The 13,641-nt window shown below is 57.0% G+C and carries 9 protein-coding genes and 1 tRNA gene; 8 read left to right on the top strand and 2 right to left on the bottom strand.

Translation table 11 applies throughout. From position 1 onward, the window contains the following. Window positions 1-361 precede the first annotated feature (361 nt). A complete protein-coding gene (locus H8274_RS06540; RefSeq protein ID WP_185934128.1) occupies window positions 362-2,536 on the bottom strand; it encodes a choice-of-anchor M domain-containing protein in 2,175 nt (724 codons plus the stop codon). Window positions 2,537-2,830: 294 nt separating this feature from the next. Here H8274_RS06540 and H8274_RS06535 point away from each other — a divergent pair, with 294 nt between their 5' ends. The 4 genes from H8274_RS06535 to H8274_RS06520 all read left to right on the top strand — a co-directional run bounded on the left by H8274_RS06535 (window position 2,831) and on the right by H8274_RS06520 (window position 8,239). Beyond that, window positions 2,831-4,105, top strand: a complete 1,275-nt coding sequence (locus H8274_RS06535; RefSeq protein ID WP_244924544.1) for a deoxyguanosinetriphosphate triphosphohydrolase — start codon at window positions 2,831-2,833, stop codon at window positions 4,103-4,105. A gap of 245 nt (window positions 4,106-4,350) precedes the next feature. Next, a complete protein-coding gene (dnaG, locus tag H8274_RS09775; RefSeq protein WP_244924543.1) occupies window positions 4,351-6,606 on the top strand; it encodes a DNA primase in 2,256 nt (751 codons plus the stop codon). Between the two features lie 196 nt (window positions 6,607-6,802). After that, window positions 6,803-6,879, top strand: a tRNA-Ile gene (locus H8274_RS06525). Window positions 6,880-7,066: 187 nt separating this feature from the next. Beyond that, window positions 7,067-8,239 carry an N-acetylglucosamine-6-phosphate deacetylase gene (locus tag H8274_RS06520; protein ID WP_185934127.1) on the top strand — a complete coding sequence of 391 codons (1,173 nt, stop codon included), beginning with the start codon at window positions 7,067-7,069 and terminating at the stop codon, window positions 8,237-8,239. 235 nt (window positions 8,240-8,474) lie between these two features. Here H8274_RS06520 and H8274_RS06515 read toward each other — a convergent pair whose 3' ends face one another. Further along, window positions 8,475-9,278 carry an IclR family transcriptional regulator gene (locus H8274_RS06515; RefSeq protein ID WP_049619034.1) on the bottom strand — a complete coding sequence of 268 codons (804 nt, stop codon included), beginning with the start codon at window positions 9,276-9,278 and terminating at the stop codon, window positions 8,475-8,477. Window positions 9,279-9,472: 194 nt separating this feature from the next. On the opposite strand from H8274_RS06515, the gene H8274_RS06510 reads away from it, so the two are divergent. From H8274_RS06510 to dapA, 4 genes are all read left to right on the top strand, one after another. Then, a complete protein-coding gene (locus H8274_RS06510) occupies window positions 9,473-10,261 on the top strand; it encodes an SDR family oxidoreductase (protein WP_065415154.1) in 789 nt (262 codons plus the stop codon). 71 nt (window positions 10,262-10,332) lie between these two features. Beyond that, window positions 10,333-11,610, top strand: coding sequence for an MFS transporter (locus tag H8274_RS06505; protein WP_185934126.1), 1,278 nt, complete (start codon window positions 10,333-10,335; stop codon window positions 11,608-11,610). Between the two features lie 40 nt (window positions 11,611-11,650). Further along, a complete protein-coding gene (locus H8274_RS06500) occupies window positions 11,651-12,430 on the top strand; it encodes an amidohydrolase family protein (RefSeq protein ID WP_185934125.1) in 780 nt (259 codons plus the stop codon). A gap of 248 nt (window positions 12,431-12,678) precedes the next feature. Further along, entirely contained in the window at window positions 12,679-13,560 is an 882-nt protein-coding gene (gene dapA, locus H8274_RS06495; protein WP_065415151.1) for a 4-hydroxy-tetrahydrodipicolinate synthase, read from the top strand. Window positions 13,561-13,641: the final 81 nt, after the last annotated feature.

Here is a 13,641-nt window from a genome sequence, read left to right as displayed (position 1 = left end):
CCCAGCAGTGCCGGTAACCGACGCCGCCTGGGCCGGTTCGCGTGCGCGGTACGCGGTGGGCGCGAGCGGTGAATGCTGCGGAATCTCATATTGCGATGTATTCCTTCTCTACGTTTTTACTTCGCGGGAGTACGGGCAAAGCTACGGGTAGGTAAAACTGGGCGTGCACCTGTGGTGCGTAAGCCTGTGGTGCGTGAGCCTGTGGTGCATGAGCCTGTGACGCGTGAACCTATGGCGCGTGAGCCTGTGGCGAGCGAATCTGTGGCCTGTGTACACGAAGGCTTGACGGCCTTTCGGGCGGCCGTGCCCGCGCAAAACGCGGATGGGGCCGCCCGAAAGGTGTCCAGTTCATATTTTGTGATTAGGCCTGGCGCCGGCGGTAGGAGCGATTACCAGAAATCACCGCGCAAGCACCGGCAAACAGGAACATGCCTGCCAGAACAGTAGCCGAGGTGGTGTCTGCACCAGTGTGCGAGAGCTTGCCACCCGGACGCTTCGCCGGATCTAGTTCGCACGGTTCCCCACTGGGCGTACGACCTTCGATCGTGGTCACGTAGTACTTGCCGTTTTCCTCGCTGACCTTGGCATTTTGCGGGGCCTGGCCGGTGGTGCCGGCCGGAGCCTGAGCATCGCCCTTACCGGCAAGCCCACCGAACCAGTGTTCGCCAACGGTTTGGCCCAGGTTGCCGGAGGTGAAGACGGCGAGCGCGCCCGGCCCGTCCACACCCTGCAAGGTCCAGTGCAGTTCGCCAGTGGTTTGGCTGAGGAAATCGGAGTTCATAGTGTTCATGCCCAGCCAAGGCACGCCGGCTACCTGGGTGGCGGAAATCGTGTAGATTTCCGCGCCGGCCGGAGCGATGAATTCGAGGCCGGCTGGGGCCTTCGTCTTCGCCTTGTCACCCAAGCCGAACGTCAAACTGGCCGGATCAACCCACTGGGCTGGCTGCCGGCGATCGTCCTTGACGAGCGGTACCAGCTTGCCGTCCTTCACCGTGGCACCCAAATCGAAGTGGCCATCATTCGCATTTCCAGAACCGCCCACATTGAAAGTCAAGGTGACCGGGGTGGAAACCTTTTCGCCACTCTTCAAAGTAGCGGCAGCCGTGAAATGCACCTTGTAAGTGCCCGGCTTAGTGAAGATCCAGTTCGGATGAACGTGCGTATTGGCCGGAATCGTGTGCGAATCACCCAACTTGGTGGTGCCAGAATCAGCGGTGGTAGCTCCCTGGCTGCCGCCGGCCTTAACCTTTTCGGCCTCTTCCTTCGAAACTTCCTTCTTCACTTCCGTGGGCAAGCAGATTTCTTGCCCGCCTCCCGCAGCAGTACCGCCCGCAGCCGGTGCCTCCGGAGAACCGCTATCTGCCCCGGTGGCTACCGGAGACAGAGTGACATCACCCTGAGCTCCGCCCTGGTCGGCATCAGGGGCAGTGCTCTGAGCCCCGCCTTGATCGCCTGCCGGGGCGTTATTGCCAGCGTTATCCTTGCCGGAAGTGGCATCTGGGGAACCAGTTTGCTGCCCGGCATTGTTTTGCGAATTGTTCGTATCTGTGCCCGTACCCGGTGCGGCGGAGTTAGCGGCGTCGTTCTTACCGGCATCAGACTGGTTGCTACCGTCTTGGCCAGTTTCGGTGGTGCCCGCGGTTTCTGCCTTGACCACCTGCGCGGCGGCCAAACCTTCTTCTTCCTTCGCCGTAGCGGCAGGATCCAAAGCACCGTTTTCCCCGGCGCAACGAACCGCAGATTCGGCAGCAGCGGTTTCCTTCGCCTGCGCGATTGCCGCATCGCCTACTGCCCAGCGATAACTGGCCTGCTCGGAATGGTAAACGTTGCCGTCTTGCGCATGTACTTCGGCATGGACCGTGAACACGTAGTCACCCGGCTTTTCAAACAACCAGTTCACGTGTTCATGAGCCAAAAAGCCCTGTTCCGCATAGGAACCGTCCGTAATCTGCGTACCGCCCGTATTTAGCCGCGGGTTCAGTTCCCCGAAAGCACCGGAGCCGAAGACGAAAGCCCGGCCCGGGCCGGTAACGGTATCGAAAACGTAACGCACGGAAACTGGGTTTTCGTATTTCGCGTCGTTAGCCAACATGAGGGAATCCCAGCCCGGCCACACCAGGTTCTGGTCCTGATTGGCCGGGAGCAGATAACCGCTCGTACCAATTTCGGAGAATTGCGCGGTTTGCTTTTGGAAAGCCCCCTCGCGCACCCCCAAAATCACGTAGTTCGGGTTGCGGAAAACTCCGGTTCCGGGCTTGGAAGCATCTTCCTTGAGAACCAAGGAAATACCATCGCCGTTGACTACCGGGTTGAAAATATCGGTGTGTCCAGTTTCGAGAGTCAAAGTGTTGTGGACGGGATTGGCACATACATTCGGTGCCGTCACTCCCTTATTGAGGAGGATGGCATTGTGAGTGGCCGGTTGCGAGCTAGTTCCGGCCGCGAATGCTGGTGAACTCAGCCCCAGCCCAGAAATCGCGAGAGCAGCAAGTGCCGCGATAGTGCCCCGCGTGCGTCGCGTGAATGTAGAACGCATTCGTTGTTCTTTCTATCCTTGTAATTCGGCCCGCCACGAACTATGCGCGCGGCACCTTTGATTGCCGGAAAAGAAGGTGCTTACCGCACGGCCGCCACTGCTCAGAGAAAAGAAGCAAATAGGGACGGCACACTCTTTCCACACAACGATAATGGTAATGATTCTCATTGCAATCTCAAGCGAGGCGGGCGATTTTTCGAGAGGTGAGCGGTATTTCACGGCGCCCGCGCGTTTGTGGATACGCGCGTGTGGATACTGTGGGCTCAGAATAGATATTGCAGTTACCCTTGAGGTGTGAGCATTAATGTAAACGCGGGAAATATACCGCGTGGTTACGAAGCAGAAGATACGGAGCGCTGGGTACCAGAACCGCCAAAATCACGTTCTCGCACCGATTTTGAACGTGACCGGGCCCGCGTACTGCATTCTTCGGCCCTGCGCCGGCTGGGCGCAAAAACCCAGGTATTAGGCCCAGAATCCGATGATTTTGTGCGCACGCGCCTCACCCATTCTTTGGAGGTAGCTCAGGTGGGCCGCTCTTTAGCCAAGAATTTCGGGTGCGATCAAGACCTCGTAGAAGCGGCGTGCCTGAGCCACGATTTAGGCCACCCGCCGTTTGGCCACAATGGCGAAACCGCCCTCAATGAAGTAGCCAAAGATATTGGCGGTTTTGAAGGCAATGCGCAAACCCTCCGGATTTTGACCCGGCTGGAACCGAAACGTTTGCATCCGAACGGGCAAGCAGCGGGCCTCAATCTTACCCGCGCTACTTTGGATGCCACCATTAAATATCCTTGGGCGCGCGGGGAAGGGCCTTTGGGTCCGCTAGGCAAGCCCACCCGCAAGTTCAATTACTACGCTGATGATTACCCGGTTTTCGAGTGGTTGCATCAGCAACGCGGCAAACAGCGCGCGGTGGAAGCCCAAATCATGGACATGTCAGATGATATTGCTTACTCCGTGCATGACGTGGAAGACGCCGTCGTACGCGGATTTTTACACCCCGAAAACTTGCGCGATTCAGAAGAACGTGCCCGCATTGCGGCCGCGTGCGCGCAATGGTACGGCTATACCGACGCAGCGGCGGTGGACGGTGCTTTGCATCGTTTGGTGCGGGAGGAAAACTGGCCGTTTGGGTTTGCCGGCTCGCACCGGGATCTAGCGGCGATGAAAGATCTTACTTCAGACTTGATCGGGCGTTTCGTTGGCGCGATTTGCCACGCTACTTGGGCCAAGTACGGACGCGAACCGCTGCGCCGCTACGGCGGGCAAATCGTGATACCGGCAGAAACCTGGGCAGAAATTACCGCGTTAAAGGGAATTGCGGTTACTTACGTGATGGCTCCGCGCGAACATGATCCGCGCTACCTGGAACAGCGGACGATTATTTTCGACCTCGTAGACGCTTTGGAAGCCAATCCGCGCGCCTTAGAACCGCATCTTTACGAACTATGGCCCGCGGCCGATGCGGCTGGCCGGTTGCGCCTCGTGGTTGACCAAGTGGCTTCCCTTACAGACCAGTCGGCGCGCGAATGGCACTCGCGCCTGGTAGGCATGTTACGAAACTAGAGTGTTAGCCGATTGACGTACGCGCCCGGGTTTCCGGTGGCACGTGTTTCCGGAGGTAGCAGGGCCGACGCCGGCAGCAGGCTCGCGACACGGCAGGCGCGCGACACGGCAGGCTCGCGACACAGCAGGCGCGCGACACGGCAGACTCGCGACACCGCAGAATCGCGACACAGCAGGCGCGCGACACGGCAGGCCGTAAGCAGTAACATCGCCGCGGCGGGGGAGAAGTTCGTAGAATGTGTGCCATGGCCGGGCTGATTCGACGTGAAGATATTGATCTGGTGCGGGGCACTGCACGTATAGACGAAATAGTATCGCAATACGTCACTTTAAAGCCTTCGGGTATGGATTCTTTCCTCGGTTTATGCCCTTTTCATGACGAAAAAACGCCTTCTTTCCACGTGCGTCCTAATCACGGGCGCTATCACTGTTTTGGTTGCGGGGAAGACGGCGATGTTATCTCCTTCGTGCAAAAAATCGAGAGTATTGGTTTTGTGGAGGCCGTGGAGCTGCTGGCCCGCCGCTACGGTATCGAATTGCACTATGAGGAAGGCGGCCCGCAACGCAAACCGGGAGAGCCACGCAAGATCCGCCTGATTGACGCGCACCGGGTGGCGATCCAGTTTTATCGGCGCCAATTTGCAACGCCGGAAGCGGCCGCAGCCCGCCAAATGTTAGCCGAGCGTGGTTTTGATGAGGCCGCAATGGACCATTTCCAGGTCGGTTTTTCCCGCAATGAATGGGATGGGCTGACTTCGTTTTTGCGGCAAAGCGGGTTTTCCGATAAAGAGATTTTGGCGGCCGGCCTAGCATCGCAAGGCAAACGCGGCCTTTATGACAGGTTCCGCGGCCGCCTCATGTGGCCGATTTATTCGATTACTGGCGAGCCGGTAGGTTTCGGCGCCCGCCGCGTGAGCGAAGATGACAAAGGGCCGAAATATCTCAATACGCCCGAAACTTCGATCTACCACAAGTCCAGCGTGCTCTACGGTTTGAATCTGGCGAAACAGGAAGTTTCCCGGAAGAAAGAAATCGTGATCGTCGAAGGCTATACGGACGTAATGGCCGCGCACCTTGCCGGTATTAAAACTGCGGTTGCTACCTGCGGTACTGCTTTCGGAGAGGGACACATTAGAATCGTGCGGCGCCTATTGGGCGACGCTGCCAATCCGGCTGCTGGCGTATCTTTGCGCAGTGGTGGTTCCTATGGCGGTGAAGTGATTTTTACTTTCGACGGTGATGAGGCCGGTAAAAAAGCAGCTTTGCGGGCTTTTGAAGAAGATCAGTCTTTTGCGGCCCAAACTTTTGTGGCGATTTCGCCGGGCGGTATGGATCCGTGCGAAGTGCGGCAAAAAATGGGGGATGCGGCTTTGCGGGAGGTAGTGGCTTCCCGCCGCCCGCTTTTCGAATTTGCGATCCGTACCATGATTGATGCTATGCCTTTGGATACGGCAGAAGGCCGCACTATGGCGTTGCGGGCAGGTGCCCCAATTGTGGCCGGCATTCGAGACCGGGTATTGCGCGGTGAATATACGCGGAACTTAGCTGGTTGGTTGGGAATGGAAGAGCCGGTAGTGCAGGCCGCGGTAGCGGAAGCTGCCCGGCAGCCTAGCCAGAGCCGGGAACGCCGGCAATCCCAACTTGCCCCGGCCCGTCCGCCGCGCAGCCTGACCGGCGCCAGCCGCGGGCAGGGAATAGCAAATCCGCAAAATCACCGAGGCGGGCAGAACTTGCCGGGCGGGCAGAACTTGCCGGGCGGGCAGAACTTGCCGGGCGGGCAGAACTTGCCGGGCGGGCAGAACTTGCCGGGCGGGCAAAATCAGCGAGACGGCCAGAATCAGCAAGGTGATTCTAAGCCGCAAGATCAGCAAATTGCGCCTGGTTCGGAGCATCTACAAACCGCGCCTAACCCGCAACAGCCGCAAAACGCCGAAAACGCGGAATTAGTGGCAACCCAGTTATTGCCCGCCCGCCGAGAAATTAGGGAGACCACAGAGCGCGTAGAGCATGAAGCTTTGAATGTCTATCTACAGCTTCCGGCTTTTGCGCGGGCCGCGGAAATGGATTCTTTGCCATCCCAGACCTTCGCCCATCCGCTCCATCGGCGTATTCACGAAGCCATCCGGGAGATTGGCGGTACGCAGGCTTGGGCCACAAAATACGAGGAACTAGTGCAAAGCGGGGCCAGCTCGGAAGCAGCAGAGAGGGCCGCAAATGCGGATTATATTGCGGCTGTCAGTGAGCAAGCCGGGCCGCAGTTGGCTCCCGCAGTATCTCAGTTAGCGGCCGAAGCCCTCCCCGAAGACAGTGCGGAAAGGCTCCCGCGCTACGTGTGGGGGATTACGCTGTCCTTGATCCGGCAGGGGATCGAAAGGCAAATTACGGAAGTGCGTAGCGCCCTGCAGCGCACTAATCCCGCAGATGCCACCTACGAGCAACTTTTTGGCCGGCTCATGGAACTCGAAGCCCAACGCCGTGCCTGCGAAGAACAAATCAGCTAGCATCGCGGAGAAGATCAGCTAGCGTCGTGCGGGTAACGTAGCCGGTAGAGTGAAGCGAGTCGCATTGCACGCCCAGAATGCGATGCGGGATGGGCATAACTCGCCCTCCTCCTGCTATCATTTTTTAGGTTCGCCCAAGCAGTGGCCGCGTAAAGCAGCCTTGCCCGCGCCCGGCGCGGTTGGTGCGAATGATTATGCCCCGGTAGCTCAGCAGGTTAGAGCAGTGGACTCATAATCCATCGGTCGCGGGTTCAAGTCCTGCCCGGGGCACCAGTTTGCGGAGAAGATGCGCGTGAACCCAGTTCGCGTAGCTTGGGTTTGCGACACAACTCAGGTAGTCTGGGACGTACGTCACGGGTGGTTCTTTTGTGGTACAGGACCGCCCACAGCGTGAGCGTACAGGGATAGCGAGGCATTACCGCTACACCAGGTAATGCCGTAAAGCGCAAGGAGGCGCCGAATGCCGGCAGTGCGTGGCCGAATTGTTTGCAAGCATGAAATCGTGGAGGACGGCGTCGTCGCCTGGGAAGCAGACACAATTAGTTACGTGGGGCCTGCGCGCCCTACCGACGCAGATCTTTCCCCTTCCGATAACTTTGTTCTCCCCGGTTTAGTAGACGAACACGTACATGGCGGCGGCGGAGAATCCTTCCCAGACGCCGTAAACAAGGAAGAAGTGGCCCGCGCCGCCCACGAACACATTCGCCACGGCACCACGCGCCTGGCCGCCACCCTTTCCACCATGGAACTTGACCGCATGGAGTTCTCTGCCGGTCTGCTAGCTGATGCCTGCGATACCGGGCTGATTTCCGCTATTAATATCGAAGGTCCTTTCCTCTCCACAGAACGCGCCGGTGCGCAAAACGGCTCCTTTATTACCGGCCCGGATATATCAGCGGCCGCCAGCCTGTTAGAAGCGGCGCGCGGGTACGCCTGGTCGATGACGGTGGCCCCGGAACGAGAAGGAGCCGCAGAACTCGTCCGCTACCTGGTGGAACAAGGCATAACCCCCGGCTTTGGGCATACCAATGCCGACGCCGCTCAAGCCCGGCACATGCTCGAAATTGCGGTAGAAGCCTTTAAAGCTACCGGTTCGGATCGCCGGCCCGTCGCCGTGCATCTTTTCAACGCCATGCGGGAGGTAATGCACCGCGCCCCGGGGCCGGTACCCGAATACATTGCGGCCGCAGCCTGCGGAAACGCAACGATAGAACTCATCGGGGACGGCGTGCATATCGCCCCCTCTTTGGTGAAGAACCTGGTGGACGCGCTCGGCCCGAACCGGATCAGCCTCATCACAGACGCGATGGCCGCCACCGGAATGGAAGACGGCACCTACGAACTCGGCGGTATTTTGGTGCATGTGGCCGAAGGCGTGGCACGTTTGCGGGGCGGCAACCTGGCCGGCGGCACCTCGCACCTGCTTGACGTAGTACGAACCACCTGGCAAGCCGGCGTCGCCCTACCCGATGCGGTAACCATGGCCTCAGCCACGCCGGCCCGCGTGATCGGACTCGAAAAACACGGGGAGCTACGCCCCGGCAATATCGCCGATATCGTAATCACCAATGGGCAACTAGAACCGCTCGCGGTCTACCGCGACGGCGAAAAATTCTCTGGCTTGCACGGCTGACCAGTTGCTAGGGCTGGCGAGTTGCTGCGGCTGGCCAATTGCTACTGCTGGCCAGTTGCTGCGGCTGGCCAGTTGCTACTGCTGACCGGTTGCTACGGCTGGCCACCTGGTTACCGGCCGCGGCTAGCGCACTGCAGATGCGGAATTGGCGGTATTCGTACCTCTAGCGGTTTGGCAATATTGGTAGTTGCCGCACTCGGTACCCCCGCTACTGGCGCGCCGCGCGAGAGGTACGTTAAGCGACGTCGGTAACGGTACCGGTACCGACGCTGGCGATACCGGTACCGGCGGAAGGTGCACCCAGGGCAGTGGAAATCTTTTGCGCGGTAGCAATCACTTGCGGAGCAAGCTTTTCTAAATCAGCAAGCGAGTTTTCCATGGCCAGGGAAGTAAGAGACAGCCCATGCGTAATCTGACCGGTATGCGATCTAATCGGCGCGCCAATACAACGAATCCCCGGCACGTTTTCCTCATCATCATAGCTATAGCCGCGCTCGCGAATAGCTTGTAAATCTGTGCGCAAGGCCTGCGCATCGGTGTGCGTATTGGGAGTTTTTGGGCTCAAGCCCGGATCGCGCAAATACCGGCGCAGTGCCCGCTCCGAAAAACCGGTGAGCAAGGACTTGCCAATAGAAGTGGAATGCAAAGCCAAACGGTCACCAATGCCGGAAGGAATACGGTACGGCGCATCCCCATTCACGATCGCAATATAAATAGCTTCCGTGCCATTGAGCGCGCCCAAATGGATCGTATAACCGGTAGCCGCTGATAGTTCTTCCATAAATGGCAAGGCAATCTTCGAAATGTCGATGGATTCGAAAGCCGTGCCAGCCATCCGCAGGGCGGAAGGGCCCGGCAAATATTCCCCATCGGCGGTAAGCGTTACAAAGCCATAGTTGAGCAAGGTTTGTAAAAGACGATGCACCGTGGATTTAGAAAGCCCGGTAGCGGTCACAATATCTGTAAATCGACTCTCCTGCATGGCCGCAATAAGCACCATTAATGTCTTATCTGCGGCGGTGAGTTTTTCCGCTGCCATAAAGCTACCGACCCCTTCCCGTGTTACGTATCCGTAACTACATCGCCATTTCAGCTTACTCTCGTAGTCCCTTGTGTGTCTTGGAATACAGGAGTATTATCCAAGATACCAGCCAGAAATGGAACCGGGTTTTATCCAGTGGAACTCTACTCGGGGGTAGGCATATACCCGTTTGACATCAAAGGAGATAGAAAATGGATTTGAAAATCAAGGACAACGTATATATCGTCACCGGCGGTCTACAGGGAATTGGCCGCGGGTTAACGAACGCTTTGGCGCGGGAAGGTGCAATTCCCGTAGTGCTTGATAAGGAAGCCGAAACCGCGGAATTTACCGCGGCTATGAAAGAGTACGGGGCCACCTACGAGTATCACGTAATTGACCTGAATGAGACCGATAAGATTGCGCCCATTATTGAGGCCACGTACAAGAAGTACGGGAAGATAGACGGCGTCGTCAATAACGCGGGGGCAAACGATAATAAGGATTTGGACGGCACCTCTTGGCGAGACTTCGAAAAGTCTTTGCACGGAAACCTCACCCATTATTACGAAACCGTGCATAGCGCCGTGAACTACCTGCGCGAATCGCGCGGCGCGGTACTGAATATTACTTCCAAGACAGCACTGACGGGCCAGGGCAAGACCTCTGCTTATGCGGCCGCCAAGGCAGCGATTTTGGGACTCACCCGGGAATGGGCAGCCGCGCTCGCTCAGGATCAGGTGCGGGTCAACGCCATCGTGGTTTCTGAATGCTGGACGCCACTATACGAAAACTGGATCAAGACCTTCGGCTCGAAGGAAGAACAAGAAGCGCGGCTCGCGGTTATTACGGACAAGATTCCGCTCGAAAAGCGCATGACCAAGCCGGAAGAAATTGCCGATATGGGAGTGTTCCTGCTTTCCCCGCTTTCTTCGCACACCACCGGGCAGTGGGTGTTCGTCGACGGCGGCTATGTACATCTGGACCGCGCGCTGAGCTAAAGCGGAGGGAAGTCGCGGGTGCCGACTCGCCGCACAATCTGACCAACGTAGCACTGAGAAAGAAAAGAGATATGAACGCGAAACCTGGAAAACAGAGGGGGAGCGCGAAACTCGCGATCGGGCTAGTTATTCTCCTCTTCTTCATGTGGGGATTGACGATGAACCTGCTCAATTCCCTCAATGAGCCCTTCAAAACGTATATGGAGCTTTCCACTACAGAATCCACGCTCCTGCAAGTTGCCTATTATGGCGCCTATTTTGTGATGGCAATTCCGGCGGCCGCGGTGGCCAAACGCTGGGGCTATAAGGCTGGAATCATTATGGGCTTGGCGCTTTTTGCGGCCGGTTGCTTGATTACAATTCCGGCGGTAAATGCGCTCAGCTACGCCATTTTCCTACTCGCCATGTTTGTGGTTGCGGCGGGCGCTACCACTTTGGAAACGAATGCAAACCCGTATATTACGAAACTCGGCGATGAGAAAAGCGAATCTTTGCGTCTCAATATTGCCCAGTCCTTCAATGGGGTGGGCTCAGTAGCAGGCCCGCTGATTGCTTCCGCGTTGTTGCCGAAGGCCGCTTTGGAAGCCACCTCGCCCGAACAGATGGCCAGCATCCGTGAAGCTGTGTTTAACAATATCGGTGTGGTCTACATCGTGCTCGCGGTGGTATTGGTGCTGATTTTGGTGGCCTTCGTGGGGATTCGTTTACCTGAACCACCGGCAGACGAAGAAGAAAGTGCTGGATCTGCAAAGATTTCGAGCTTGTTGAAGTTCCCTCACTTCTCCACGGGTATTCTCGCGGAGTTCTTGTTCATCGGCGCCCAAGTGGGTGGCATGGCACTTATTGCAAGCTATGCAGTCAAGCATATGGGCGAGATTTCTTCGGCGCAGGGAGCAATATATCTAACCGTTGCCACCGCTCTGTTTGCGATTGGCCGGATTGTGACCACACCGCTGATGGCCAAGTGGGAGGCATCGAAGATTCTGGGCGTCTACATGATTGCCGCGGCCGTTTGCTTTGCCGTGGGCGTGGCCGGCCTGGGTGTCTTCTCTACCTGGGCGATCGTTATTGCCTACTTCTTCATTTCCATTGGTTTCCCAACCATTTACTCGCTCTCACTGCGCGGATTTAGAGGAGATGCCGCGAAGACGGGTGCTTCTTTGCTCACCATGTCTATCGTGGGCGCGGCAATCGTGCCCCTGATTATGGGCCTGATGACGGATACCTGGGGAATCGAATCAGCCTTCGGGCTCGGCGCTCTAATCTTCGTGTACTGCGCTTGGTACGCCTTCAAGGGTTCGAAGTTGAACCGGAGCGATGTACCGGAAAATAACAAGGTGGAGGCATAAGCCCGGAAAGGAACGGCTTCGAGCCGGAAGGGAGAACTTTATGAGTGCTTTGCAGGTCATAGATACGCACTTCCATATCTGGGATCCAGAGGTACAAAACCTACCTTGGTTGGCAGATACGAATGGCAAGATTACCCGCAAATACACGATTGCAGATCTGGCCGCGAAATATGAGCAGTATTCGGATGTGGAGTTTGTGGGCGGCGTCTATGTGGAAGTAGATCAAGAAAACCCAGAGCAGGAAGATGCGCTCCTCGAAGCAAATAAGGATCCGCGTATTTTGGCCCGCATGTTGCGCGCCAAAGTAGGGCCGGCGATGCGGGTGCCGCTCAACGCCCAAGGTGTGCGTGAACCGCTCCATACTGGGGATTCGCCGCGCGGGCGCTGTTTGGAACCGGAGTTTATTGCGGGCTTGCGTGCCCTGGCCGAACACGGCTTAGTTTTCGAGGTAACTAACCGTGGTGCCGAGATTGGTGATATTGCGAAGGCCTTCGCCCAGGTTCCGGAGCTAACCATGATTTTGGATCACTTGGGGAATGTCACCGAATTGGATAGCGATACCCGGAAAGCTTTGGAGGAAATTGCTCGGCTCCCGCATGCATACGTGAAGGTTTCGGGCGATAATCCCGTAAATCCGGATATTGTGAAGTTTGTGAAAGATACTTTCGGCCCACACCAGGTGCTGTTTGCTTCGAACTTCCCGGTGGTCACGATGAACGGGACTTTCGAAGCTCACTTCGAACTGATGCGCTCGCTGTTTGCAGATTGCCCTGATTTCTTTGCTGGAAACGCGCGGAAAGCGTACGGGCTACCGGCGTAGAATCCGGGCGCTGGCGTACACAGTATAAGGTCCATAAGAGAGTAATAACGCGCTAGGAGAGGGCACGCCAGATAGCCTGCCGTAAGCTGGGCTGCACCGCACAGCTTACGGCAGGTACTTTATCAGCGCAGCCTGCGGGCGCGAGCTGAGAGCCTGTAGGCGCGAGTTAGGTGCCTGCGGCGCGAGTTAGGTGCCTGCGGCGCGAGTTGAGAGTCTGCGGGCGTGAGCTGAGAACCACTGGAGGAAAAATGTTTGCAGGAATCTACACGCCGTCGATCACGCCGCTCCGGGAGGACGGTTCGATTGATTTGGAGAACTGGGAGAAGCACGTTGATAACCTGATTGCGGCCGGCATCAACGGAGTTTTGCTGTTTGGATCAATCGGGGAGTTTTACGCTTTTACGGTAGAGGAAAAGCAAGAAGCCATCCGTCATATGACCAAGCACGTGGCCGGCCGCACGCAACTTTTGGTGGGTACCGGTGGTACTAACCAGGAAGAAGTCATTGCGCTTACGAATTATGCCGATGAATGTGGTGCCGACGCCGTGGTGATCGTCTCCCCGTACTATTTTGGCCCTTCCGAAGAAGTTGCCGAAAAGTACTTCTCGGCTATTGCCGAGAATACGAAGCTGCCGATCCTGCTCTATAACTTCCCGGATCGCACCGGTTCAGATTTGACGCCGGAACTCGTGGCTCGGCTCGCCGGCAAATATGAATCAATTGTGGGGATTAAAGACACCGTGGATAATGCTTCCCACACGCGGAAAATTGTGCAGGCCGTCCATCCGATCCGGAAGGACTTCTCGGTGCTTTCCGGTTATGACGAATATTACCTAAGCAACCGGGTGAGCGGCGGCGCCGGCATTCTCACCGGAATGACGAATGTGGAGCCAGAAACCTTTGTGGCCATGCATCGCGCCTATGAACGCGGGGACTATGCGATTGCTATCCAGCAGGCCACCCGGGTAGCAAATCTAATGCGGATATACGATGTTTCCGATCTTTTTATCACTGCTATTAAAGCCGCGGTTAAAGTGAAGGGTTTGCCGATTAACACTGTGGCGAAAGAACCCGCCCTACAAGCCAACGCGCAGACCGAGGCCGCGGTACGTAACATTTTGGAATCTTAGGCTGAAATCTTAGATCTGGGAAGTAAGAATCTGAGATGCGTGAATAATGAGATGCGTGAATAATCCGGAAGACTGGTGCCG

The organism is Actinobaculum suis, assembly GCF_900618115.1.
Taxonomy (GTDB): Bacteria; Actinomycetota; Actinomycetes; order Actinomycetales; family Actinomycetaceae; genus Actinobaculum; species Actinobaculum suis.
The sequence above is the reverse complement of the archived record's forward strand: the minus strand, read 5'-3'. Positions and strand labels throughout refer to the sequence as shown.

Bases quoted from the DNA above. Each gene is read 5' to 3' on its own strand.
- H8274_RS06540 (WP_185934128.1), bottom strand. From the start codon at position 2,536: ATGCGTTCTACATTCACGCGACGCACGCGGGGCACTATCGCGGCACTT.
- dnaG (WP_244924543.1), top strand. From the start codon at position 4,351: ATGGCCGGGCTGATTCGACGTGAAGATATTGATCTGGTGCGGGGCACT.
- H8274_RS06520 (WP_185934127.1), top strand. From the start codon at position 7,067: ATGCCGGCAGTGCGTGGCCGAATTGTTTGCAAGCATGAAATCGTGGAG.
- H8274_RS06515 (WP_049619034.1), bottom strand. From the start codon at position 9,278: ATGGCAGCGGAAAAACTCACCGCCGCAGATAAGACATTAATGGTGCTT.
- H8274_RS06510 (WP_065415154.1), top strand. From the start codon at position 9,473: ATGGATTTGAAAATCAAGGACAACGTATATATCGTCACCGGCGGTCTA.
- H8274_RS06505 (WP_185934126.1), top strand. From the start codon at position 10,333: ATGAACGCGAAACCTGGAAAACAGAGGGGGAGCGCGAAACTCGCGATC.
- H8274_RS06500 (WP_185934125.1), top strand. From the start codon at position 11,651: ATGAGTGCTTTGCAGGTCATAGATACGCACTTCCATATCTGGGATCCA.
- dapA (WP_065415151.1), top strand. From the start codon at position 12,679: ATGTTTGCAGGAATCTACACGCCGTCGATCACGCCGCTCCGGGAGGAC.